This window comes from Nocardioides sp. NBC_00850 (assembly GCF_045207335.1).
Taxonomy (GTDB): Bacteria; Actinomycetota; Actinomycetes; order Propionibacteriales; family Nocardioidaceae; genus Nocardioides.
The window spans coordinates 4,849,332-4,874,506 of the sequence record NZ_CP108845.1 but is presented as its reverse complement, the minus strand read 5'-3'; the positions used below and the strand labels follow the sequence as shown (position 1 = coordinate 4,874,506).

Genomic DNA, 25,175 nt, shown 5'->3' with positions numbered 1-25,175 from the left:
CGTGCCGACCACTGGCCCGGCACCTCCACATCGGAGGTGCCGGGTCAGTCGGGTTCGAGAGGACGACCGACGGGCGCCAGGGAGCGCGCGGTCAGGTCCGCGACTGGTAGCCGTGCCAGCCGTCGGGTGGGTGCTCCAGTGGCTGCCAGCGCGGAATGTAGTGCTCGAGAAATACCTGCCCGAGCAGCGCCCCACGCGATCGCACACCCGTCTTCTCGAAGATCGCCTTGAGGTGGTCCTGGACCGTGTACGCCGACAGGTGCAGCCGCGCGGCGATCTCTTTGGTAGCGAGGCCGGCGATGCACATGCGGGTCACCTCCACCTCGCGTGGAGTCAGCCCGTAGGCGAGAGCAACGAGCGGCGCGACCTCGGAGGGCGAGGCCTGCTGGATGACCACCACGGTCCGGCCGTCGCCGCCGCTGAGCCGACTGCCGTAGAGCAGGAGCCAGGTGCCGTCGGCGGCTCGCAGGCGGGCGCGTGCCGCCGTCTCGAGCGCGTCACCGTCCGTCGCGTTGCGGGCTCGAGCAGCCACGGCCTGGAGGACCTTCGATTCCCCGGGCGTGTCGGGTCGCGGATTCTCCGTCATGAGGCCGATCCACTGCTCGGCCGCGGGTGTCAGCGACTCGACCTTGCCGTCGACGTCGAAGGTCACCACCCCGGGGCCGACCGAGCCGGCCATCGTCTCGGCCGCGATGGTGCTCACCAGCGCCCGACGTGCGGCGGCGGCGATGACGGCGGAGAGGCGGGCGAGCAGGGCGACGTCCTTCTCGGCGAACCAGGCCCGGCCGTCGTCGCGGAGCAGCCCGACGGCGGCCCAGTAGCCGTCGTGATCGACCATGCTTCCCCGGAGCTCGTCTCCGATGCCGAACTCATGGTGTGAGCGATGGCGCGCGCTGCGCGTCAGCCTGCCGTGGGTGGCCTGGCTCGTGGATCCGGCCAGTCGGCCGGAGCGTGCGAGGAAGCTCCACTTGTTCACGTCCTCGACGACGTACTCGAACTCCGCGAGCCACGACCCGCTGCAGCTCACCTCACGGTTGACGCTGCCGGTCAGCAAGACCGTGCCCGGATCGACCGTGTGCCAGCAGGACCGGTCGAAGTCGATGGCTCGACCGAGAAGCTGGTCGGCCGCGGCCACGTAGTCGGTCCAGGCCAGCCCGTCACGGGCGAGGCCGCGCAACTGGTCGGCGAGCCGGTCGGCGTCCATGGCTCCACGATAGGCCTGCGGCACCAGATGAACAGCCCAGAAATCTGGGAGTTACCTCCGCGTCCAGGAGCCTGATGGTGGAGGCATGGACGACATCACTCCCGAACCGATCACTGGCCTGACATGCACCCCCGACAGGTCGTGATCATCGGCGCTGGGACCTCGGGTCTCTCGGCCGCGGTCGCGCTCGCCGACCGCGGCGTCCGGCCGCTGGTGGTCGACCGGGCCGACCAGGTCGGCTCCTCGTGGCACAGTCGCTACGACCGACTCCGCCTGAACACCGGACGGCAGTTCTCACACCTGCCGAAGCGGCCGTACCCCAAGGGAACACCGACGTACCCAACCCGTGACCAGGTGATCGCCCATCTCGAGCAGCACGCCACGGATGGCGGCATCGAGCTGCGGTTGAGCTGCTCGACCGAGCGGGTCGAGCGGAGCAGGGACGGCTGGCGGGTCATCACCTCCGACGGTGCCTTCGAAGCTCCCCAGGTCGTCATGGCGACGGGCTACGACCACGAGCCCTTCGTGCCCGAATGGCCAGGTCGCGAGTCGTGGATCGGTGATCTGGTGCACTCCTCGCACTACGCCGACCCCACTGCCTTCGTTGGGCGCACGGTCCTCGTCGTCGGCTCCGGCAGCTCTGGCCTCGAGATCGCCTTCGACCTGGCCATCGGCGGCGCGGACAAGGTCTGGCTCGCCGTACGAACACCGCCGAACATCATGCTGCGCGAGGGCCCGCTGGGCCTGCCCGGCGACGTGATCGCGATCCCTCTCCACAACTCGCCCGTCCGGATCGCGGATGCCATCGCCCGCTTCGGACGCCGACTCGCCATCGGTGACCTGAGCGAGTTCGGGCTCCCCGCACCCGCAGAGGGGATCTTCGCCCGGAGTGAACGGCTCGGGGTCGCTCCGGCGATCGTCGACCGTGAGGTCATCACCGCCATCCGTGACCATGCCTTCGAGGTCGTCGGCGCAGTCGATTCGCTGACCAATGACACCGTGCACCTGGTCGACGGCAGCATCATCCGTCCTGACGTCCTCGTCTGCGCGACCGGCTTCAGGCGCGGGCTGGCGAAGCTGGTCGGCCACCTCGGCGTGCTCGACGATCAGGGCCGACCCACGAGCACCGGCAAGGTGCCCGCCGCACCCGGGCTGCGCTTCATCGGCTTCGTCCCACGTGCCGCACAGATCGGGTACGCCGCCAAACAAGCCAGACACGCCGCCAAGGCAATCGCCAAGGAACTTCGGGCTCGCTGATCGGCACTGCTCTTCGCGATCAGGTACCACCGGCCCGGCCCCGCTTCTACACACTTGTGGCGAGGAGTTTGTCGTACACGTGCATTGCCGGGCCCGCAGCGACGGGCTAGCCGCCGGTGGCGGCGTAAACATTGAACGAACGGCCTGATCAGGACGTGGTCCGAGTGCTGGTTTGAACGATCCAGAGGGGTAGTCTGGGCTCCCGTGAGAAGAGCGAAGATCGTCTGCACCCTGGGACCCGCCGTCGGGACGGAGCGTCGCATCCGCGAGCTCGTCTACGCAGGCATGGACGTCGCCCGGATGAACATGAGCCACGGGTCCCACGACGACCACTCCAGCAACTACGCGCTGGTGCGGGAGGCGGCCGCTGCGAGCGGGCACAGCGTCGGCATCTTCGCCGACCTGCAGGGGCCCAAGATCCGGCTGGAGCGGTTCAAGGAAGGCTCCGCGACGCTGCGCCGCGGCCAGGCCTGGACGATCACCACGCGCGACGTGCAGGGTGACGACGAGATCTGCGGGACGACGTACAAGGGCCTTCCCGGTGACGTGAAGGTCGGCGATCCGATCCTGATCGACGACGGCAAGCTGCGCCTGCGGGTCACCGCGGTCGACGACACCGAGGTCCACACCGAGGTGCTGGTCGGCGGGCCGGTCTCCAACAACAAGGGCATCAACCTGCCCGGCGTCGCCGTCTCCGTGCCGGCCCTGTCCGAGAAGGATGAGGAGGACCTCCGGTTCGCGCTCAAGCTCGGCGTCGACATGATCGCGCTCAGCTTCGTGCGCAACGCGAGGGACTACGAGGACGTCCGCAAGATCATGGACGAGGAGGGGCGCGTCGTCCCGGTCATCGCCAAGATCGAGAAGCCTCAGGCGATCGACAACCTCGACGAGGTCATCGCCGCGTTCGACATGTTCATGGTGGCCCGTGGCGACCTCGGCGTGGAGTGCCCGCTCGAGGAGGTGCCGTTCCTGCAGAAGCGGATCATCGAGCTGGCCCGCCTCAACGCCAAGCCGGTCATCGTCGCCACCCAGATGCTCGACTCGATGATCTCCAACCCGGCGCCCACCCGCGCCGAGGCCAACGACGTCGCCAACGCCGTCCTCGACGGTGCCGACGCGGTGATGCTCTCCGCCGAGACGAGCGTGGGGGACTATCCGATCCACACCGTCGAGACGATGGCCCGCATCATCGCCGCCACCGAGCGCCACGCCCTCTCCTCGGAAGGCAGCCGCGCCGCCGAGCTCAGCCCCATCGACTGGGACCCGCACACCCGCTCCGGCGTCATCGCCAAGGCTGCCGCCGAGGTCGCCGACCGGGTCGGCGCGAAATACCTGGTCGCCTTCACCACCTCCGGTGACTCCGCCCGCCGCCTCTCCCGGCTGCGCGGCGCGATCCCGTTGCTCGCCTTCACCCCCTCCGATGCCGTACGCAGCCAGCTCGCGCTCAGCTGGGGCACCGAGACCTTCCGCACCGACGAGGTCGAGCACACCGACGAGATGGTCCGCCAGGTCGACGAGAACCTGCTCAAGCTCGGCCGTGTCGAGGAGGGCGACCTCGTCGTCATCATCGCCGGCTCGCCTCCCGGCATCCCCGGCTCCACCAACGCCCTGCGCATCCACCGCATCGGCGACGCGATCAACGAGGTCGCGCCCGCCTACGAGCGCAAGAGCTAGGTTCTTCGGGCCGATCAACGCGTCGAGCGCCGCGACTGCTTCGCGGCGCGAGACGCTGATGGTCTTCCAGGAGGACTGGCGCCACGGGATGCCGACCAGATCGAGGGTCGCGGTGCACAGGTTGCGGATGTCGTCGGAGTGGTTGGTGAACTGCCAGCGGCCGTACTCATAGCGCTTCTTCTCTCCCGCGACGACTCGGGTCGCCCAGTTCGACACGCGACACCCGTCCGAATGGAACAGGCCGCGTAGGAATGGGCCAGGGTGGGCTGTCACGATCTTCTGCTGCCAAGGCAGCAAGGCGATCTCGCGATCGTGCTTGCGGCCGGGGCCGTGCTGGGGGAAGAGGCAGGGCCAGTGCTGCCAGTTCGACTGTGTGTCCACGCAGCCGGACTTCTTGACCGTGAAGACTTTGCCGCCGGGTCTGACCCGACCGAGCAGGTCGACCACATCGTCGATGATCCGCGGATGGGCCAGGTCGCAGGTCACCCGCAGGAAGTAGTAGCGGGCAGCTTTCGCGATGTAGCCGTCACCGAGGTAGAAGCCGAGAAGTGCCGAGTACGCTTCCTGGTCGATCGGCAACTCCTCACATCGCGGGCAGACGCCAGGCCTGCTGCGCGGCTCGCGATCCCGCCACTCGCGAATGGTGGACCGCGCTATTCCTGTTGCGCGTGCGACAGTCGACAATGAGGCGCCCTGCCGAAGGAGAGCGAGTGCCTCAGTGCGGACGCGGCCTGCGTACATGCTCGTAGTCTGCACTCGACCACCGACAGCTTGGTGGAACAGGGGAACGAATTTGGTGCCCCGAGTCGGATTCGAACCGACACTATACGGTGTTTGAGACCGCCCTCTCTGCCGTTGGAGTACCGGGGCTCCGGGGCCCGCGTACGGGCCTGGCATGGGGCAAACTTACCGGACCGAGTCTGAGATCACGTAGCCGGTGCGGGCGCGTGATGGCCTAGTCTGTGCTCGTGACGCAGAGCAACCCCAGCAGCACCCCGGAGAGCCAGGCGCGGCGTACGGTCGTCATCGCGGAGGACGAGGTCCTGATCAGGATGGACCTCAAGGAGATGCTCACCGAGGAGGGTTACCACGTCGTCGGTGAGGCGGGCGACGGCAAGGCCGCGATCGAGCTCGCCACCGAGCACAGACCCGACCTGGTGATCCTCGACGTGAAGATGCCGGTGCTCGACGGGATCGCGGCAGCGGAGGCGATCGCGCGCGACCGGATCGCGCCGGTCGTCATGCTGACCGCGTTCTCCCAGCGTGACCTGGTGGAGCGGGCCCGCGACGCGGGTGCGATGGCCTACCTCGTCAAGCCGTTCAACATCACCGACCTGGTGCCCGCGATCGAGCTGGCGGTGAGCCGTTTCCAGGAGCTCGCCCAGCTCGAGCGGGAGGTCGCCGGTCTGACCGACCGGCTGGAGACCCGCAAGGCGGTCGACCGGGCCAAGGGGATCCTGCAGGAGGGTCTGACGCTGAGCGAGCCCGACGCTTTCCGGTGGATCCAGAAGACTGCGATGGACCTGCGGCTGTCGATGCGCCAGGTCGCAGAGGGCGTCATCGAGCACGGCGTGAGCGGGCCACGTACCTGAATCCGTGTAAACGGCGTGTCACAGATCGGTTGCGGTCTCAGATGAGGGTCAACCTGTGGCTTGTTCGTGGGTGATCTCGGCCTAGACTGCCCGCGCGGATCCGGCCGACCAGCGTATTCAGCTGGTGTCAGGGTCCGTCTTTAGGACACACAGGCAGGAGTACCCACGTGCGCAAGCGGCTCTACAGAGTCCTCGTCGCGCTCATCGGTGCGCTGATGGTGCTGTTGGTTGGGAGCCCGGGTGCCGCACAGGCAACCGAGACCCCACCGCCGGACGCCACCGCGATCCAGGTGACGCTTCAGGACGAGGCCAACAAGGATGCCCAAGGCAATCCGAAACCGATCCCGGGAGTGACCCTCGAGGTCAGCAAGGACGGCGAGAAGGCCGGTGAGGGCGTCACCGACGACAAGGGTGTGGCGATCATCGTCGTCGAGGAGCTCGGGAAGTACACCGTGACCCTCGACGAGAAGACGCTCCCGGAGGGCACGGTCCTCGACGAGAACACCAAGGGCGAAGCCACCGTCCAGGTACGTTTCCAGGGGCCCAACAACCGGGCGATCTTCCCGATCGGGGTCACCGCCGGTGAGGAGTCGAACTTCGGCAAGGACCTCGCCCAGAACCTGCGCGCGGGCATCGTGTTCTCCCTGGTCCTGTGCCTGGCCGCCCTCGGGTTCTCGCTGATCTTCGGCACGACCGGCCTGTCCAACTTCGCCCACGGTGAGATGCTCACCTTCGGTGCGCTGATGGCCTGGACCTTCGACCAGTTCTTCAAGACCGCTGGCCTGGCCACGGTCTCGGTGCTCCTCGCGGGCATCATCGCCGTCCTCCTCGGTGGCCTCGGCGGCTACGTGCAGGACAAGGTGCTGTGGGGTCCGCTGCGCCGGCGCGGCACCGGCCTGATCGCGATGATGATCGTCTCGATCGGCCTGGCGATCTTCCTGCGCTACCTGTTCCAGTACTTCTACGGCTCCTCGACCCGGTCGCTGTCGCAGTACAACGGCCAGCAGCGTGAACAGCACTGGTACTACTTCGGTCTCTCGCTCGCCGACCGCGAGGTGTTCATCGTGCTGATCGCGATCGTCACGATCACCACGGTCTGCCTGTGGCTGGCCAAGAGCCGGATGGGCAAGGCGATGCGCGCGGTCTCGGACAACCCGGCACTGGCCGCGTCCTCCGGACTGCGGGTCGACGGCGTCATCACCAACGCGTGGGTGATCGGTGGGGCGCTGACCGCGCTGTCCGGTGTGCTCTACGCGATGCAGCTGCAGGTCAACAGCTTCATGGGAATGCGGATCCTGCTGGTCATCCTCGCCGCGGTCACTCTCGGTGGTCTCGGCACGATCTGGGGTGCTCTCGTCGGCTCGCTGGTGATCGGGCTCGTCTACGAGCTCGGGCCGCTGTTCGGCGTGCCCGCCTCGATCAAGGAGATCGGCCCGCTGCTGATCATGATCGTGATCCTGCTGGTGCGGCCCCAGGGCATCCTGGGTCGTAAAGAGCGGCTCGGGTAGGAGAGACTATGGATATCCTCGACATTCTCCGGGCAGCGTTGCAGCAGGCACTCGGCCCGCAGGCAATCGTCTTCGCCCTGGCCGCCATCGGCCTCAACATCCACTTCGGCTACACCGGCCTGCTCAACTTCGGCCAGGCGGGGTTCGTCGCGGTCGGCGCCTATGGTCTCGCCGTCTCCGTGGTCACCTACGGGGCGCCGTTCTGGCTCGGTATCGTCATGGCGATCGTGGCCCCGCTGCTGCTCGCCGTGGTCCTGGGTGTGCCGACGCTTCGTCTGCGCGCCGACTATCTGGCGATCGTCACCATCGCCGCGGCCGAGGTGCTGCGGTTCGTCTTCGGCTCGGTGGAGATGAAGGACACCTTCGGTGGGTCCAACGGGCTCAACGGCTACGCCAAGCCGTTCCAGGAGGCCAACCCCTACAGCAGCGGCATCGACATCGGCATCATCTCCTTCGGGCGCAACGACCTGTGGTCGCTGACCGTCGGCTGGATCCTGGTCGCGTTGTGCTGCGTGCTGGTGTGGGCGCTGATGCGCAGCCCCTGGGGCCGTGTACTCCGCTCCATCCGTGAGGACGAGGACGCGGTCCGCTCGCTGGGCAAGAACGTGTTCGCGTACAAGATGCAGGCCCTCGCCCTCGGTGGTGTCATCGGTGGCCTGGGCGGCATGTACCTGGCACTCAAGCAGGCCTCGGTCGTGCCGAGCGACTACTCCACGCTGATGACCTTCTACGCCTTCGCCGCGCTGCTCCTCGGCGGAGCCGCCCGGGTGATGGGCCCGGTCCTCGGGTCGGTGCTGTTCTGGTTCCTGATCGCAGGGCTAGGCTCGTTCTTCAGCCAGTCAGCGGGTAAGGGCGGATGGATCCCGACGGTGATCATGACCGACACCCAGGCCAGTGTGATCCGCTACATGATGCTGGGGCTGGCCATCATGCTGCTGATGATCTTCCGTCCCCAGGGGATCATCGGCGACCGTAGGGAGATTGCGATCGATGGACGCTGACATGACTGACCAGACGAGCACCGAGACGAACGCCGCGTCGAGCAAGACCGGGCCCGCGGGCCTGGTCGGGGCGAGCACGGAGCCGGGCAGCAAGAAGTCCGACCCGATCATCGTCGCCGACAACATCACGCGTACGTTCGGAGGACTCACCGCCGTCGACGTCGACCACGTTGAGATCCAGCGTGGTGCGATCACCGCGCTGATCGGCCCCAACGGAGCCGGGAAGACGACGTTCTTCAACCTGCTGACCGGCTTCGACCAGCCCAACACCGGCTCGTGGAGCCTGGAGGGCAAGTCGCTCAAGGGCATCGCCCCCTACAAGGTCGCCCGCCTCGGGATGGTGCGCACCTTCCAGCTCACCAAGGTGCTGGCCAAGCTGTCCGTGATCGAGAACATGCGCCTGGGCGCCACGGGACAGAAGGGTGAGCGGATCTGGGCCGCGCCGTTCAAGTTCCTGTGGGGCAAGCAGGAGGACGAGGTCACCAAGAAGGCCGACGACCTGCTGGGCCGGTTCCTGCTGGACAAGAAGCGCGAGGACTTCGCCGGTTCGCTCTCCGGCGGTCAGCGCAAGCTGCTCGAGATGGCCCGCGCGCTCATGGTCGACCCGGAGGTCGTCATGCTCGACGAGCCGATGGCGGGTGTGAACCCGGCGCTGAAGCAGTCGCTGCTGGGCCACGTGAAGTCGCTGCGCGACGAGGGCCGCACGGTCCTCTTCGTCGAGCACGACATGGACATGGTCCGCGACATCTCCGACTGGGTCATCGTGATGGCCCAGGGCAAGATCGTCGCCGAGGGCACGCCTGACTCGGTCATGGCCGACCAGCGTGTCATCGACGCCTATCTCGGGGCCCACCACGACACCGACCTGAGCGAGCTCGACGAAGAGGTCCTCGAGGCCGAGGTCGAGGCAGAGCTCGAGGGCGACATCGTCCAAGAGGAGGACTCGAAGTGACTTCCACCGAAGCGGAGGAGTTCCGCGAGAAGCACCTGAGCGAGGCCGAGGGTGCGGTGCTCCGCGCCGACGGGCTCATCGCCGGCTACCTTCCCGGGGTCAACATCCTCAACGACACCGACCTCTACTGCCAGCCCGGCGAGCTGGTCGGCATCATCGGCCCCAACGGTGCCGGCAAGTCGACCCTGCTCAAGGCGCTGTTCGGCCTGGTGAAGATCCACGAGGGCACGGTCAAGCTGGAGGGTGAGGACATCACCGGAAAGCGCGCCGACGAGCTGGTCTCGCGGGGCATCGGGTTCGTCCCGCAGAACAACAACGTGTTCCCGAGCCTGACCATCGAGGAGAACCTCGAGATGGGCTGCTACCAGGCCCCGAAGAAGTTCGCGGAGCGGTTCGAGTTCGTCACCGGGATCTTCCCTGCCCTCGGTGAGCGGCGTAAGCAGCGTGCCGGTGGCCTTTCCGGAGGTGAGCGTCAGATGGTCGCGATGGGCCGGGCGCTGATGATGGAGCCGTCGGTCCTGCTGCTCGACGAGCCCTCGGCAGGGCTCTCGCCGGTCATGCAGGACGAGGTCTTCGTGCAGACCCGCAAGATCAACCAGGCGGGTGTCTCGGTCGTGATGGTCGAGCAGAACGCCCGTCGCTGCCTGCAGATCTGCGACCGTGGCTACGTGCTCGACCAGGGCCGCAACGCCTACACGGGCGCTGGGCGCGAGCTCGCCGACGACCCCAAGGTGATCGAGCTCTACCTCGGCACTCTGGGTGCCAAGGAGGACTGACGAGCGAGGCCGAACGGCGAGCTTGCTCGTCCGTTCGCGCCGAGCGAGGAAGTTCCGCCGCCGAAGGCGGCCGGACTGACGTACGTCCCGAAACGGTCGGGCCCCGGAGCAGCATGCTCCGGGGCCCGGCCGTTCGTGCTCAGGCGACGGTGTGTGAGCGTCGCTGGGAGCGCCGGGCGGCGAGCAGCTCGCCGACGGCGCTGGACTGCTTCGGGCCGCGCTGCAGGCGGGCGTGGTGGGGCAGGGCCCGGCCCAGGACGTTGAGCCGGGAGCGTACGACCGCGGTCGGGGCCACCCGCATCACGGCCTGGGCGCCGAGGCCGATCCGGGCGAGGAACCGGTTGCCGTCACGGCCACCGGCGGAGGCCGCGGCCGCGATCGTCCTGACCCCGCGCTCCTCGGCGAAGGAGACGGCCGACTCCATCAGCATCCGGCCCACGCCACGGCGGCGGAAGCTGGGAACGACGTGGGGCGCGAAGATCTGCACCGTCGGCTCCAGGTTGAGCGGACCGAAGGTGGTCGCACGCACGTAGACCGCCCCGACGGGCTCGCTGCCGCACTCGGCGACCAGGAGGCGCTGGTCGGGGGAGGCGTCGGCGGCACGGATGATCGTCTCCAGGTCGCTCAGCTGCTCCTCGGCGTTCGCCATCCGCAGCGAGTCCTGCCAGATGCCGAGAAGGAAGAGCGCGTCATCGGCTCGTGCCTCTCGCATCGTCACCGGCACCCTCATCGAGTCCGTCCTCCGAGAGTGCCGTGCGTACAGATGATCACAATTCCTCCACGATCGTGGCTGTTCTTGGGCGGAATCGGGTTTCCCGAGTGATTATGGGTCACCACGGCACCGATAGTACGGAGCCGATGATGGCGGCAACCCAGGCAATGATGCCATGGGGGAGATGTAACGGATTGGTGAAAAGACAGGTCCCTCGGGTGATTCGCCCTCCCACCGTCTCTAATGTGTCTCCGCAAGGTCCGGCGTGAGCCGGGCCAGCCCATACGAAAGAGGGACTAAGCAGTGAACTCATCATCCTCTACCTGGATGAAGCTGACCGCAGGCGCCGGCGCCTTGGCGCTCAGCTTCACCCTCGCCGCCTGCGGCGGCGAGACCGCTTCCGAGGAGCCGGACAAGACGCCCGCCGCCAAGGGCGACGGCACTCTGACCATCGGGCAGCTTCTCCCGCAGACCGGCAGCCTCGCGTTCCTCGGCCCGCCCGAGTTCGCCGGTTCCGACCTGGCGATCCAGGACATCAACGCCGCCGGCGGTGTGCTCGGCAAGGACGTCGCGTCCGTCGTGGCGGACTCCGGTGACACCACCTCCGCGATCGCTCCGACCGAGGCCGACAAGCTCATCGACGCCAAGTCCGACGTCATCGTCGGCACCGCGTCCTCGGGCGTGTCGATGACCGTCATCGACAAGATCATGTCGTCGGGCACCGTGATGTTCTCCCCGGCCAACACCTCGACCGAGTTCGACGAGGGCGACTTCTCGAAGCCGGACCTCTACTTCCGCACGGCTCCGTCCGACATCCTGCAGGGCGCTGTCATGGCCAACCTGCTGCTCGAGGACAAGCGCACCAACGTTGCGATCCTGGCCCGCCAGGACGCCTACGGCGAGACGCTTGCTGAGGAGATCAAGGCCAACCTCGAGGGGGCCGGCTCCAAGGTCGCCACCACGGCGTTCTACTCCGAGGACGCCACCTCGTTCGACGCCCAGATCAACGAGGTCGCCGGCTCGGGTGCCGACGCGGTCGTCGTGGTCGCCTTCGAGGAGACCAAGAAGCTCATCCCGCAGCTCATCGCCGCGGGTGCCGGTCCGGCCAAGCTGCCGACGTACTTCGTCGACGGCAACCTGTCCGACTACTCCAAGGACTTCACCAAGGGCGAGCTCAAGGGTGTCAAGGGCACCCTGCCGGGCGCCGAGACCACTGGTGACTTCAAGGAGCAGCTGCTGAAGGTCGACCCGAAGCTGGCCGACTACTCCTACGCCGCCGAGTCCTACGACGCGACCATCGTCTCGGCGCTGGCCGCGGTGAAGGCCGACAGCGACGCGGGCGAGGCCATCGCCAAGGAGATCGTCGACATCACCACCGGTGGCGAGAAGTGCGAGACGTACGCCGACTGCGTCAAGCTCATCGAGGACGGCAAGGACGTCGACTACGACGGCAAGTCCGGTCCGATCGAGCTCGGCGAGACCGGTAGCCCGACGGCTGCGTCCATCGGTATCTACCAGTACAACGACAAGGCGACCTACGCCCCCGTCAAGTACATCGCTGGCGAGGTCTGATCCAGATCCACCCAGTGAAGGGCCCCGGAGCGAAACGCTCCGGGGCCCTTCTACGTTGGTTCCTACATCGAGATCCGGTCGGCGTCGATGAGCGAGCAGGTGATCCGCGAGGTGCAGACCCGCTTGCCGCGCTCGTCGGTGATCACGACCTCGTACGCCGCCGAGCTGCGGCCGAGGTGGATGGCTGTCGCGGTGCCGGTGACGACGCCGGAGGTCGCCGACCGGTGGTGGGTGGCGTTGATGTCGACGCCGACGGCGATCTTGCCCAAGGACGCGGCGTGCATGCCGGAGCCGGTGGAGCCGAGCGTCTCGGCGAGCGCGACCGAGGCGCCGCCGTGGAGCAGCCCGTACGGCTGGGTGTTGCCCTCGACCGGCATGGTGCCGACGACCTTCTCGGCCGAGATCTCCAGGATCTTGACGCCCATCTTGTCGTTGAGGCCACCCATGCCGTGGGGGAGCGAGGCGAAGAAGGTCTCGCCTGCGGTCTTGTCGGTCTGCGCGACGGACTGGTCGGTGGTCGATGCATCGGTCATAGATGCATCGTCGCATGTGCCGCGCGAGGCCGGGGGACGGGGGACGCGCGGGTCTCGACCCGCGGTCGCGCCGTTGTCGGTGGTCGTGGATAGAGTCGGACCGTGGCTGACGTGACGCGTGACCGACTGCTCCTTCTCGATGGGCACTCGCTGGCCTACCGGGCCTTCTTCGCCCTGCCGGTGGAGAATTTCTCGACCGTCACGGGGCAGAACACCAATGCCGTCTACGGCTTCACCTCGATGCTGGTCAACGTGCTGCGCGACGAGACCCCGACCCACGTCGCGGTCGCCTTCGACCTGTCGCGCCAGACGTTCCGGCTGGAGGAATACTCCGAATACAAGGCCAAGCGCAACAAGACCCCCGACGAGTTCAAATCCCAGCTGCCGCTGATCCAGCGTCTTCTCGACGTGCTGCACATCCGCCACCTGTCCCTCGCGGGGTACGAGGCCGACGACATCATCGCGACCCTGGTGACCCAGGGGCTCGAGGCCGGGATGGAGGTGCTGATCCTGACCGGTGACCGCGACTCGCTGCAGCTGGTCACCGAGTCCTCGACCGTGCTCTATCCGATGCGTGGTGTCTCCGACCTGGCGCGGATGACGCCGGAGGCCGTCGAGGCGAAGTACGGGGTCCCGCCGCACCGCTATCCGGAGATCGCCGCGCTGGTCGGGGAGGACTCCGACAACCTGCCCGGCATCCCGGGCGTCGGTCCGAAGACCGCCGCGAAGTGGATCAACACCTACGACGGCCTCGACAACGTCATCACCCACGCCGACCAGATCAAGGGCAAGGCCGGCGACAACCTGCGCGCCCACCTCGGCGACGTCATGCGCAACCGGCGGCTCAACGCCCTGGTGCGCGACCTTGACCTCGAGGTCGGCCCGCAGGACTTCGGGCGGGTCGAGTGGGACCGGGCAGCCGCGCTCGAGCTCCTCGACGAGCTCGAGTTCCGCGGCGAGATCCGCACCCGGATCACCGACGTGCTCGCCCCCGAGGACGACGTCCCGGTCGACGAGAGCGGGTTCGCGCTCGAGGGCGAGACGCTGGCTGCTGGTGCCGTCGGGGCCTTCCTCGACGAGCTCGGGGTCACGCCCGTCGGCGTGCACGTGCGCGGCACCTGGGGCTCCGGCACCGGCCGCGTGGACGGGTTCGGCTTCGCGACGCAGGAGCGGGCTGCGTACGTGGGGGTGGAGGGGCTCACCCCCGAGGACGACGCCGCGCTGGCCGGCTGGCTCGCGGACGCCACGAAGCCGAAGATCATGCACGACGCCAAGGGTCCCGAGCTGGCGATCGACGCCCACGGCTGGACCCTGGGCGGGCTGGTGACCGACACGGCGCTGTCGGCCTACATCGTGGCGCCCGACCAGCGCTCCTACGACCTCGCCGACCTGACGCTGCGCTACCTCAAGCGGGAGCTCAAGCAGGAGGACGACGGCGGCCAGGAGTCGCTCTTCGGCGATGACGAGGTCGGTGGCGACGGGGTGGCGAGGACCTCGATGCTCTTCGCCCGGGCCGTGATCGACCTCGCTGTCGAGCTCGACTCGGCGGTCGAGGCCGCGGGTGGACACCGGCTGCTCTCCGAGGTGGAGCTTCCGCTGCTGCATCTGCTGGCGCGGATGGAGAAGACCGGCATCGCGGTCGACGCTGAGCACCTCGATGCTCTGGAGCGGCACTTCGCCGGCCAGATGAAGCAGGCTGCCGACGACGCCTACGGCGTGATCGGCAAGGAGATCAACCTCGGCTCGCCCAAGCAGCTGCAGGTGGTGCTCTTTGACGAGCTCGACATGCCGAAGACGAAGCGCACCAAGACCGGCTGGACCACCGACGCCGACGCGCTGCAGCAGCTCTACGTCAAGACCGAGCACCCGTTCCTCCTCGCCCTGCTGCGCCACCGCGATGTCACCCGGCTGCGGGTCACCATCGAGGGCCTGCTGAAGACCGTGCAGGACGACGGCCGGATCCACACCACCTTCAACCAGACCATCGCGGCCACCGGACGGCTCTCGTCGACCGAGCCCAACCTGCAGAACATCCCCGTACGCACCGAGGAGGGTCGCGGGATCCGCAAGGGGTTCGTGGTCGGCTCGGGGTTCGAGTCGTTGATGACCGCCGACTACAGCCAGATCGAGATGCGGATCATGGCGCATCTGTCCGAGGACGAGCTGCTCATCGAGGCGTTCCGCTCCGGACGCGACTTCCACTCGATCACCGCCGCGCGGGTCTTCGGCGTCGACCCCGACGCGGTCTCCGTGGAGCAGCGGGCCAAGATCAAGGCGATGAACTACGGCCTCGCCTACGGCCTGTCCGCCTTCGGGCTCTCCCAGCAGCTCGGGATCGAGCCGAGCGAGGCGCGCGGGTTGATGGAGGAATACTTCGAGACCTTCGGTGGCATCCGCGACTACCTGCGCAGCCTGGTCGAGGAGGCGCGGCGTACGGGCTACACCGAGACGATCATGGGCCGCCGCCGCTACCTGCCCGACCTGCTCTCGGACAACCGTCAGCGGCGCGAGACCGCCGAGCGGATGGCGCTCAACGCCCCCATCCAGGGCTCGGCCGCCGACCTGATCAAGGTCGCCATGCTCCGGGTCCAGGCCGCGATCGACGAGGCCGGCCTCTCTTCCCGGATGCTCCTCCAGGTCCACGACGAGCTCGTCTTCGAGGTCGCCCCGGGGGAGCGGGAGGCGTTGGAGTCGCTCGTACGCGAGCAGATGGGCTCCGCCGCCGACCTCAACGTCCCCCTCGACGTCTCTGTCGGCACCGGCCTGTCCTGGCACGAAGCCGCCCACTGATCGCCGAGGCGTCACGTAGGTCGTCCGAGACGTCAGTTCGGTAGGTCGAGATGGCAGTTGTGGGCGACGAAACTGCACTTTCGTCGCCCACAACTGCCATCTCGGCCGACGTACCTGCCGTCTCGGCCGGCGGGGGTGACGCCTCGGCGGGTCAGGAGCGGTGAGGGGTCTGACTGAGGCGCCAGAAGGTGACTGCGAGGAGGACGGCGGCGAGGATGGCATCGACGCTGAGGACTGCCCAGACGAGACCTTCGACGGTGGTCTGCATCGCGCCGAGGGCGAGGGCGGCGGCGACGGCCATCCAGAGAAGGTACGCCGAGAGCCGGCTGCGCCGGGCCAGGACCGAGTAGACGAGCAGCTGGAGCACGGACAGCACCATGCCGAGGATCGCGAAGACCCAGAGAAGTCCCTCGATCTCGGCGTAGTCGGGGCCGCCGATGAAGATCATCGCGAGCCACGACAGCAGCCATGATCCGGCGATCGCGCACGCGCCGAGACCGCCGACGAGCGCGAGCGACTTGACCAGTGCGGAGCGGCGGCTGGCCTCGGCCGACATCGACGGGAAGGCGATGATCACCACGAACTGCGGTAGGAACAGCACCGCCTTGGTGAGGATCAGGCCACCTGCGTACAGGCCGGAGACGTGGTCGGTGAGCACGTTGCGCGCGATCAGGATGTCCACATTGGAGAGTGCGAAGAAGCCGAGCAGCGCGAACGAGCCATGGAGCATCTCGACGACGACGGGCTTCACCGGTCCCGGCCTCGCGTCGCTGTCGGCGCGACGTCGCAGCACCCACCAGCCGACGATCGCCGGTGCGAACTGGGCCAGCGCGACGCCGGCCATGGCTGCGCCCTCGGTGGGGCGGATCCACATCGCGGCGGTGGTGACGATGACGCGGGGGATACCGAGAGCCAGGTAGACCATCGCCAGGGCCAGCCAACGGCGCTCGCCCTGCAGCACCCCGGCCTGACCACCCATGATCGTCAGCGGTACGGCACACACCGCGACCAGCAGAGCGGGATAGATCGAGTCGAGCCGCAGCACCCGCGACACCAGCGGCGAGGCGGCGAGCATGACGATCCCGACGACGATGGCCGCGCGGTAGGTCGCTCGCAGCACAGTCTGCTCGATCACGCGCTCCTGGCCGGGCGTCTCGGTCACCCGCCGCGACGCCGTCGCCTGCATGCCGAGCTGGACCACGCCGACCACGAGGAGCAGCGACATCATCGACGCGACGCCGCCGTACTGTCCGGGGCCGAGGATCCGGGCGGCGATGATCTGGAAGCCGTACGTCGCGATGTTGGTGACCATGATGCAGACGGCGAGGAAGCCGCTGCTTCGGATGAGCGCGGACAGCCTGCGCCGGCGGGCGCTGGTCGGGCTGTCGGTCATCGTAGGCACTTGGAAAGCCTAGGGTGCGGCGGGTCACATGCCGGCACCGGCATCCGCCCAGGACCGGAACTCGATCGCCACAACTGACGTCTCGTCCGACATAACTGACGTCTCGCGCGACCGGGGTGACTTCTCGGCGGGGCGGGCCTGGGAAGGGCTTAGGGTTGCCGCGTGATCGAACGGGCGGCCCCGACCTTGTGGGCGGGTGTGCTGGCGGTGTTGATGCTGGGGCCGGCGCTGGGGGCGGGGTTCGTGCTCAGCTACGACATGGTGTGGGTGCCGGATCTCGCGCTGACCCGGGATGTGCTCGGGCTCGGGTCGGGGCTGCCGCGGGCGGTGCCGTCGGACGCCGTGATCGCGGTGCTGGACGAGGTCGTGCCGGGCCTCTTGCTGCAGAAGCTCGTGCTGGTGGGAGCGCTCGTGCTCGCCGGGGCGGGTGCCGCGGAGCTGGTGCGGGAGCGCTCGCTCGCCGCGCGGCTGGCGGTGGTGAGCCTGACCGTGTGGAGCGCGTACGTCGCCGAGCGGCTGTGGATGGGGCACTGGCCGATGCTGCTGACCTATGCCGCGGTGCCCTGGCTGGTGCTGGCCGGCCGCCGTTGGGCCGCGGCTGAGGCCGGCCGTGCCGAGCGCGGCCCGGTGTGGCTGCTCCCGGTCCTGCTCATCGGGAGCCTGAGCGCCAGTGCGGGGATCGTGTCGGCCGCCGTACTGCTCGCGACCGGGCTGCGCCGGGGCCGGCGACCGGTGCTGCTGCTCGCGATGGTCGCCGCGGTCAACGCTCCCTGGGTGATCGCCGGCCTGGCCCACGCGGGGGAGGCGGCGTCGGCGACCGGGTTCGAGGTCTTCGCGCTGCGCGGCGACGCCCTGCCCGCCCCGCTGGCAGCCCTGACTCTCGGCGGGATCTGGAACACCTCGGTCGTCCCCGCGAGCCGTGAGAGCTGGCCGGCCTGGGTGGCCCTCGCGCTCCTGGTGGCGCTGATCGGTGCAGGACTCCGGCGGTGGTGGGTCTCCGACAGCCAACGGACCGCGATCCTGGGGCTGTGGGTGGCCGGGATGGCGATCGCCGTCGCCGGCTGGGCGGCGCCCGAAGCCCTCGACGACCTCGCCCAGGACATTCCCGGTCTCGCACTGATGCGGGACAGCAGCCGCCTGCTTCCGTTGTGCCTGCCGCTGCTCGTCCTGACCGTCGCGGCCGGGGTCGACGCGCTGCGCGACCGGCTTCGCGGGACCGCACCCCGATGGGCCGCTGCCATCGCCTTCGCCCTCGCCCCGATCGCCGTCCTGCCCGACGCCGCCTGGGGTCTCGCCGGCGGCATCGGCACGGCCGACTACCCGACGTCATGGCAGCGAGCCGGCGCGGCGCTGGCCGAGGAGACGGCACCTGGCGACGTACTCGTCCTGCCCTGGTCCGCCTACCGAGCATCGGCGTGGAACGAACATCGTCCCGTCCTCGATCCGCTGCCGAGGATGCTGCCCAGGGCGAGCGTGACCAACGGCGACCTCGTCATCGGCCAGACCGAGGTCGAGGGGGAGGACCCGCGCGCAACCGCCGCCGCCGCCGAGGCCCTCGCCGCACCGGACCCCGAGGCGCGGGCGGCCGAGTTGAGCCGCCTCGGAATCGGGTACGTCATCACCGACCGCACCGCTGGAGACGCGCCACAGATAGCGGGCGAGACGGTCCATGACAGCGGCGACCTGTTCCTGCAGCGGCTGCCGGGGGAGGCGACCCCGCCGGCCGCGTACGCCATCGGCCCGGTGACCCTGACGGCGGTGATCGTCGCGTGGGTGGCGTACGGCCTGGCCTGGCTCGGAGCCACAACATCAACAGTTCTGCTACTGATCAGTATTGTTCGCCGGCCGGCTGCTAAAGTTCGCCGCTAGGAGAGGGAGGTCACATATCCATGGGCAACATCATTGCCATCGTCGCCAGCATTCTTGTCGGCGGCGGAGTCGCCGCAGCGACCATCGTCGGAGTCGTCACCAGCAGCACGGACAACACCGTCGAGAATCCTCCGAGCGTCTCTGAGTCGACGGTTCAGTACGGCACCAACGACTGAGCTCGACAAAGCGAAAGAGGCCCGGCGGTGATCCGCCGGGCCTCTTCTCAATCTCTACGACAGTCTCTACGACAATCCAGAGCCCTCAGTCCGCGCTGACCACGTGCCCCTGGAGCGCGGAGGCGAGCACGGCGTTGAAGTTGAGCTGGCTCTGCTCCCAGGTGTGCTTGCGCGCGTGCCATCGGGCACCCTCGGCCAGCTCCTTGCGGCGGATCTCGTCGCCGAGCAGGTGGTCGAGCGCGGCCACGAAACCGGCCTGGTCGTCGACCAGCACCCCGGACTCGCCGTCGTCGATCGACTCGGTCGTCCCGCCCGCGTCGCGGAAGGCGACGGTCGGGGTGCCGTGCTGGGCGGCCTCGGTGACGACCAGGCCCCAGCCCTCCTTCAGCGACGGCAGCGCCATCAGCCAGGACCGCTCGTAGACCGACTCCTTGGTCTCCTCGTCGACATGCCCCAGCATCTCGACGAAGTCGCCGGCCCCCACCCGCGAGACGTACGCAGCCAGCTCGTCGGCCCACCAGCCGCCGCCCACGATGCTCAGCCTCAGGTCCGGGTAGGACGCCCGCAGCGCCACCGCCGCGTCGACGGCGAGCTCGACCCGCTTGTGCGGCACGAGCCGCCCGACGACACAGATGGAGGGGTGCTCGGTCTTCGACGGCCGGTCGCTCAGCGCCGGCGCGGCGCCGTTATGCACGACCGCGACCCGGGCGGGGTCGACGCCGAGCGTGGCCAGCTCGGCCCGGGTGGCGCGGGAGACCGCGACGTACTGCTTGTGGCGGTAGAGCCGCGGGGCGAGCCACGACTCGACCCACCAGCCGATCCGTCCGGACAGCCCGGGATAGACCACCGGCCACTGCTCGCGGTGGACGTGGTGGACGAGCACCGTGACCGGCGCCCTGGTGCCGAGCGGGCAGAAGAACGGCAGCCCGTTCTGCACGTCGATGACCGCGTCGACGCGGCCGATCGGGCCCAGCCGGCCCAGCGCCAGCAGCAGCACGCCCCACAGGTAGATGCTGAGCTTGCCGCCGCGGCGTACGTAGCGGATGCCGTCGCGCTCCTCGCGGGAACGCGCGCCCGGATAGGCGGCGGTGAACACGGTGACCCGTGCTCCCGCGCCCACCAGTCCGGCGGTGATCTGGTGGAGATAGTGCTCGGCTCCACCGGCTTCAGGGTTGTCCGTATCGCGCCAGCTGAAGACCGCCACATGGCGACCCTCCAGCTGCGCTCCCTCGTTGGCGCGCAAAACTCAGTTCTCCCCTGACTCGCAGTTTCCCCGCACTGAGCGCTCCCTCCCCAGGGGTCACGCAGTTACCGGAGAGTAGGACACTTCGTGACCAAATGCACACCCGTTGGGGTAATTCGGTTAGGGTTCCCGCCGTGCCGAACCTCCTCGACCCCCGGAGCGGGGACCAGATCGACGCCCCGGTCGGCAGCGGCTGGCGGGCGACGCTGCGGCGCTCCGTACGCCTCTTCAGCGACTTCCGCGTGGAGCAGACCGATCCCGCGCGCTTCTACACCGCGCTGGCGGCAGACTCGGTCGGCCAGCTCGCGCACTACACCGACGGCGAGACGCTTCAGGGCACCGTCCTGCTCGACGTAGGCGGCGGCCCGGGCTACTTCCGCGACGCCTTCATGAGGGCCGGCGCGACCTACCTCGCGCTCGACGCCGACGCCGGTGAGATGCAGGGCGCCGGGATCGTCGCCGAGGGCAGCATGCTGGGCGACGGGATGCGGCTGCCGGTCCGCACCGGCTCGGTCGACGCCTGCTACTCCTCCAACGTGCTCGAGCACGTCCCGACACCGACAGCCATGCTCGACGAGATGCTCCGGGTCACCAGGCCCGGCGGCGTCGTCTTCTGCTCCTACACGCTGTGGTGGGGCCCCTGGGGCGGCCACGAGACCAGCCCGTGGCACCTGCTCGGCGGCCGGTACGCGCGCCGCCGCTACCTGCGCAAGCACGGCCACGAGCCCAAGAACAAGTTCGGCGAGTCGATGTACGCAGCGACCGCCTCCGCCGGGCTGCGCTGGGCGCGCGCCCAGCGCCGGGCGGGCAACGCCGAGATCCTGGCTGCGGTTCCGCGCTACCACCCGGCGTGGGCGGCGTGGCTGATGCGGGTCCCGGTGGTGAGGGAGGTGCTCTCATGGAACCTCCTGCTCGTGCTGCGCAAGACGTGACCCCGGACCGACCCAGCGCCATACCCACTGCCTCGGGCTCCGCTTCGGCCACTTCAAAGCTGAGGATCACGGCGTACGTCGCGATCCTGACCGCGATCACGTTCACCCAGGCCCCGGGCCGGATCGTCGCGGACACCAAGTTCGACCTCAGCGCCGACCCGTGGACCTTCCTGGCCCGGGCGCTGAACATGTGGGACGCCCAGGGCGCCTTCGGCCAGGTCCAGAACCAGGCGATCGGCTACGTGTGGCCGATGGGTCCCTTCTACGGGCTGGGCCAGCTGGCGCAGCTTCCGGACTGGGTGATCCAGCGGCTGTGGTGGGCGCTGCTGCTCAACCTGGCCTTCCTCGGTGTCCTTGCGGTGGCCCGCGAGCTGCAGCTGGGGCGGCCGTGGGCGCAGGTCGCGGGTGCCGCCGCGTACGTCCTGACGCCACGCGTGATGACCATCCTCGGCGCCAACTCGGCCGAGCTGTGGCCGACCGCGATCGCGCCGTGGGTGCTGCTCGCGGTCATCCGGGCCAGCGGCACCACCACGACGAAGGACCTGGTGCGCTGGTGTGCCGTGGCCGCCCTCGCGGTCGCCTGCGCGGGCGGGGTCAACGCGACCGCGGTCTCGGCGGTGATCGTCCCGGGTGTGGTCTTCCTGCTGACCAGGACCGGTGCCCGGCGGTTCGCCGCACTGGTGCTGTGGGGCGTGTTCACCATCCTCGCCACCCTGTGGTGGACGATCCCGCTGGTGCTCCAGGGCCGCTACATCCCGCCCTTCCTCGACTACATCGAGACCGCCGCGGTGACCTCCTCGACCACGGGCCTGCTGCCGACGCTGCTCGGCACCTCCGACTGGGTGGCGTACGCGGACCCGCTCTACTACCCGGCCGGACAGAGCCTGCACGCCACGCCCTTCCTGGTTCTCGACGCGGCCGCTGTCGTTGCGATCGGACTGGCCGGGCTGGCCGGGGTCGGCCGCGCGCGTCGCCACCCCGAGTCCCGGTTCCTGATCGGCTGCGTGCTGGCCGGGGCCGTCCTGGTCGGGATCGGCTACACCGGTGCGCTGGCGGGCTGGGGAGCCGAGGCCCGTCAGGACCTCGTCGACGGCGCCCTGGCCGCGGTGCGCAACAGCCACAAGTACGACGCGGTGCTCCGCCTCGGGCTCGCCGCCGGGGTCGTGCTCACCGTCGAGACCATCCTCTTCCGCGCCGAGCTGGCGCGAGCCTCCGGGACGGCCACGAAGGCCGCGCAGTGGCTCAGGACGGTGTTCGTCATCGCCGTGGTGGCCGCGTTGGCCGGCCTGGCGGTGCCCTGGGTGCGCGGCCAGGTGCCGCCGCCCGGGTCGATCGAGAACGTCCCGGCCTTCTGGACCGACGCCGCCGACTATCTCTCCGAGAACGACGACGGCGGCGTGACGCTCGTGGTCCCGGCCGCCCGGTTCGGCGACTACCTGTGGGGCAGCACCCACGACGAGGTCCTGCAGCCCTACGCCGACTCCCGCTGGGCCGTACGCGGCGTGGTGCCGCTGGCCGAGCCCGGCAACGTCGTCTGGCTCGACCGGGTCACCGAGGAGATCGAGCGCGGCACCCCCAGCGCGGATCTCGCGCCGATGCTGGCCAAGGCCGGCGTCACGCGGCTGCTGGTACGCAACGACCTGCACTGGGGCACCACCGGTGCCCCGCCGCCCTCGCTGGTTCACGCCACCCTCGCCCAGTCGCCCGGGCTGACCCGGGAGGCGAGCTTCGGCACCGAGTTCGGCAACACCACCTACCACCGCGAGAAGGGCACCCGCGTCCTCGTCGACGGGGGACTGGCCGGGGAGTATCCCCCGATCGAGATCTACGAGGTCGACGACGCCACCTCCGACGGCACCCTGATCCCGGCGAAGACGACCGTGATGGGCGACCCCGGCGAGCCCGCCAGCGGGGCACCGGCGGTGCTGACCGCCGACGACACCCGGTCGGCCGCCGACGGCTCCGAGGAGAGGGCCGATGTCATCCTGACCGACGGCCAGCGGCGGCGTACGACCCTCTTCTCCGGGGTCCGCGCCAACTCCTCCGCTACCCGCACCGCCGAGGAGGGCGTCGACTCCGACCAGCCCGAGAGCTTCCACCGCTACCTGGAGGACCAGGAGCGGTGGCAGAGCACCATGGTCTGGCGCGGGGTCGAGGCCGTGGAGGCCTCCAGCTCGGCGGCGACCCCGGAGGAGGTCCCGGTCGACCGCGGCCGGGCGCCCTCGGCGGCCCTGGACGGCGACCCCGACACCGCGTGGCGCACCGAGACCGGATGGGACCGCACCCCCGAGGGCGCCTGGTTCCGGGTGCGGTTCGAGGACGAGACCGACCTCGGCAAGGTCACCATCACGATCCCTGCGAACGTCGTCGGGGTCGAACGCCTCGAGCTCGTCGCCGGCGCCCAGATGCGCAAGGTCTACGCCCCGCAGCCGGGGGAGGAGGCGACGTACGACCTCACCGGGTTCAGCGCGCGCAACCTCACCATCACCGCCCGGGGAGCCACCGCCTACGGCCCCTGGGGGATCAGCGAGCTCGACATCGAGGGCGTCGACGCCCAGCGCCTGGTCGCGCTCCCCGAGCCGCCGGAGGACACCACGATCCGCAAGATCCGGCTCGGTCGCGACACCGATCGCAGCGGCTGCATCGCGACGACCGGAGCGAGGTCGAGCGGCGAGCTTGCTCGTCCGCTCGCGCCGAGCGAGGGAGTAACCGCGCGAAGCGCGGACCAGGGCGGGGTGCTCTACTGCGAGCCGTTCCTGGCCGCCACCGGCGACGACGGCGACGATCTGGACCGGCTCATCACTCTCACCCGCGGGCAGTCGTTCGACGTCGCCGGGACCGTGTCGCTGCGCCGCGACCACGCCTACGCCGCCGCGGCCGCCGCGCTCGCCGACGTGGACATCACCGCCCCGAGCAGCGGGGACATCGCCCAGTCGGCGCTCGCGATGGCCGACGGCGACGACGGCACCTCCTGGCGCGCGCCCTCGACCGGCCCGGCCACGGTGACCCTCGGGTTGCCCGAGCGGCAGCGGATCAGGTCGCTGCGACTCGTGGTCAACAAGGCGGCCCCGGTCAGCATCCCCACCGAGGTCGAGATCACCGATCTGCGCCGTCCCAAGCGCACGGTCACCCGCGAGGTCGACTCGGACGGCGACATCGAGGTGCCCAGCGGCTGGCGCACCGACCGGCTCCGGATCCGGATCACCGAGACCGACGCCGCCTACGACCAGCCCTCCAGCATGGCCGATGCGACCGAGCTGCCCGCCGGCATCTCCGAGCTGGAGGTCAACGGCCGTCCGCTGGGCGACGGGACCCTCCGGGCAGGTTGCGCCGACGGTCCTCGCATCCGCGTGGGCGAGCGGGTGCTGCGTACCGCGGTCAACGGGTCGCTCTCCGACCTGCTGCGAGGCGGCGAGCTGCCGCTGAGGGTCTGCGGTACGGCCCCGATCAACCTGGCCGCCGGCGAGAACACCCTGCTCGCCGACCCGGTGGATGCGCTCCGTGTCGACAGCCTCGAGCTCAGCGCGGAGGTGATCGCGGACGCGGAGTCTCCGGAGGCGGTCGAGGTGGAGCGCGACGAGCGCGACGCCGCGGTCTCGGCGACGGTCTCCGCCGAGGCGTACGACCGGGTCCTCGTGCTCCCGCAGAACATCAACACCGGCGCCACCGCGACCCTGGACGGCAAGGTCCTGCGCGCCCAGCGGGTCGACGGCTGGCAGCAGGGCTGGATCGTGCCCGCCGGCGCCGGGGGAGAGGTACGTTTCGGCTTCGCGCCCGAGGGCACCTACCGTGCCGGGCTGATCGCCGGTGCGGGCGGCGCCGCACTGGTCCTGGTGCTCGCGCTGGTGACCTCATGGCGTCGCCGCGGCACCCCACCGAGTCTGGAGCTGTTCCCGGTGGCCGCGCCGTGGCGGTGGTACGACGCCGGGCTGCTGGTCCTGGTGGCCGGTCTGCTCGCCGGCTGGTGGGGCGCCCTGGCCGC

Annotated in this window: 17 protein-coding genes, 1 tRNA gene and 1 pseudogene; 13 read left to right on the top strand and 6 right to left on the bottom strand. The window is 69.3% G+C overall.

What is annotated here, in order from left to right; all coding sequences use genetic code 11:
- Window positions 1–91: 91 nt before the first annotated feature.
- Window positions 92–1,204 (bottom strand): helix-turn-helix transcriptional regulator, encoded by a 1,113-nt coding sequence (locus OH802_RS23645; RefSeq protein ID WP_406022674.1) that lies wholly within the window; start codon window positions 1,202–1,204, stop codon window positions 92–94.
- A gap of 123 nt (window positions 1,205–1,327) precedes the next feature.
- Between OH802_RS23645 and OH802_RS23640 the strand changes: the two genes are divergently transcribed.
- Together OH802_RS23640 and pyk are read left to right on the top strand one after the other, a co-directional pair.
- Window positions 1,328–2,461 carry a flavin-containing monooxygenase gene (locus tag OH802_RS23640; RefSeq protein ID WP_406022672.1) on the top strand — a complete coding sequence of 378 codons (1,134 nt, stop codon included), beginning with the start codon at window positions 1,328–1,330 and terminating at the stop codon, window positions 2,459–2,461.
- A 204-nt stretch (window positions 2,462–2,665) separates the two neighbouring features.
- Window positions 2,666–4,135 carry a pyruvate kinase gene (gene pyk / locus OH802_RS23635; protein WP_406022670.1) on the top strand — a complete coding sequence of 490 codons (1,470 nt, stop codon included), beginning with the start codon at window positions 2,666–2,668 and terminating at the stop codon, window positions 4,133–4,135.
- 794 nt (window positions 4,136–4,929) lie between these two features.
- Here the strand turns inward: pyk and OH802_RS23630 are convergent.
- Window positions 4,930–5,005, bottom strand: a tRNA-Leu gene (locus tag OH802_RS23630).
- A gap of 182 nt (window positions 5,006–5,187) precedes the next feature.
- Here OH802_RS23630 and OH802_RS23625 point away from each other — a divergent pair.
- From OH802_RS23625 to OH802_RS23605, 5 genes are all read left to right on the top strand, one after another.
- Window positions 5,188–5,727, top strand: a complete 540-nt coding sequence (locus tag OH802_RS23625; protein ID WP_406029389.1) for an ANTAR domain-containing response regulator — start codon at window positions 5,188–5,190, stop codon at window positions 5,725–5,727.
- Between the two features lie 167 nt (window positions 5,728–5,894).
- Window positions 5,895–7,235, top strand: coding sequence for an ABC transporter permease subunit (locus OH802_RS23620; protein ID WP_406022668.1), 1,341 nt, complete (start codon window positions 5,895–5,897; stop codon window positions 7,233–7,235).
- A gap of 8 nt (window positions 7,236–7,243) precedes the next feature.
- Window positions 7,244–8,236, top strand: coding sequence for a branched-chain amino acid ABC transporter permease (locus OH802_RS23615; RefSeq protein ID WP_406022666.1), 993 nt, complete (start codon window positions 7,244–7,246; stop codon window positions 8,234–8,236).
- Between the two features lies 1 nt (window position 8,237).
- Complete coding sequence (locus OH802_RS23610; RefSeq protein WP_406022665.1) at window positions 8,238–9,188, top strand: ABC transporter ATP-binding protein; 951 nt, start codon at window positions 8,238–8,240, stop codon at window positions 9,186–9,188.
- Entirely contained in the window at window positions 9,185–9,964 is a 780-nt protein-coding gene (locus OH802_RS23605) for an ABC transporter ATP-binding protein (protein WP_406022663.1), read from the top strand. The genes OH802_RS23610 and OH802_RS23605 overlap by 4 nt, the downstream gene beginning before the upstream one ends.
- 139 nt (window positions 9,965–10,103) lie before the next feature.
- On the opposite strand, the gene OH802_RS23600 is transcribed toward OH802_RS23605, so the two are convergent.
- Window positions 10,104–10,694 carry a GNAT family N-acetyltransferase gene (locus tag OH802_RS23600; protein ID WP_406022661.1) on the bottom strand — a complete coding sequence of 197 codons (591 nt, stop codon included), beginning with the start codon at window positions 10,692–10,694 and terminating at the stop codon, window positions 10,104–10,106.
- A 309-nt stretch (window positions 10,695–11,003) separates the two neighbouring features.
- On the opposite strand from OH802_RS23600, the gene OH802_RS23595 reads away from it, so the two are divergent.
- A complete protein-coding gene (locus OH802_RS23595) occupies window positions 11,004–12,248 on the top strand; it encodes an ABC transporter substrate-binding protein (RefSeq protein ID WP_406022659.1) in 1,245 nt (414 codons plus the stop codon).
- A 62-nt stretch (window positions 12,249–12,310) separates the two neighbouring features.
- Here OH802_RS23595 and OH802_RS23590 read toward each other — a convergent pair whose 3' ends face one another.
- Window positions 12,311–12,781 (bottom strand): hotdog fold thioesterase, encoded by a 471-nt coding sequence (locus OH802_RS23590; protein WP_406022657.1) that lies wholly within the window; start codon window positions 12,779–12,781, stop codon window positions 12,311–12,313.
- A 102-nt stretch (window positions 12,782–12,883) separates the two neighbouring features.
- On the opposite strand from OH802_RS23590, the gene polA reads away from it, so the two are divergent.
- Window positions 12,884–15,571 carry a DNA polymerase I gene (polA, locus tag OH802_RS23585; protein ID WP_406022655.1) on the top strand — a complete coding sequence of 896 codons (2,688 nt, stop codon included), beginning with the start codon at window positions 12,884–12,886 and terminating at the stop codon, window positions 15,569–15,571.
- A gap of 151 nt (window positions 15,572–15,722) precedes the next feature.
- On the opposite strand, the gene OH802_RS23580 is transcribed toward polA, so the two are convergent.
- Window positions 15,723–16,964 carry a lipopolysaccharide biosynthesis protein gene (locus OH802_RS23580; protein ID WP_406029387.1) on the bottom strand — a complete coding sequence of 414 codons (1,242 nt, stop codon included), beginning with the start codon at window positions 16,962–16,964 and terminating at the stop codon, window positions 15,723–15,725.
- 171 nt (window positions 16,965–17,135) lie between these two features.
- Here OH802_RS23580 and OH802_RS23575 point away from each other — a divergent pair, with 171 nt between their 5' ends.
- A complete protein-coding gene (locus tag OH802_RS23575; RefSeq protein ID WP_406022653.1) occupies window positions 17,136–18,842 on the top strand; it encodes a hypothetical protein in 1,707 nt (568 codons plus the stop codon).
- 20 nt (window positions 18,843–18,862) lie between these two features.
- On the top strand, window positions 18,863–19,018 hold the full coding sequence (locus tag OH802_RS23570; protein WP_160024268.1) for a hypothetical protein: 156 nt from the start codon (window positions 18,863–18,865) through the stop codon (window positions 19,016–19,018).
- An 85-nt stretch (window positions 19,019–19,103) separates the two neighbouring features.
- Here OH802_RS23570 and OH802_RS23565 read toward each other — a convergent pair whose 3' ends face one another.
- On the bottom strand, window positions 19,104–20,261 hold the full coding sequence (locus tag OH802_RS23565; protein WP_406022651.1) for a glycosyltransferase family 4 protein: 1,158 nt from the start codon (window positions 20,259–20,261) through the stop codon (window positions 19,104–19,106).
- 134 nt (window positions 20,262–20,395) lie between these two features.
- Here OH802_RS23565 and OH802_RS23560 point away from each other — a divergent pair, with 134 nt between their 5' ends.
- Complete coding sequence (locus OH802_RS23560; protein ID WP_355018317.1) at window positions 20,396–21,193, top strand: class I SAM-dependent methyltransferase; 798 nt, start codon at window positions 20,396–20,398, stop codon at window positions 21,191–21,193.
- Window positions 21,160–23,211, top strand: a pseudogene (locus OH802_RS23555) (alpha-(1->3)-arabinofuranosyltransferase family protein); the annotation flags it as partial. The gene OH802_RS23560 and the pseudogene OH802_RS23555, both read left to right, overlap by 34 nt.
- Window positions 23,212–25,175 lie beyond the last annotated feature (1,964 nt).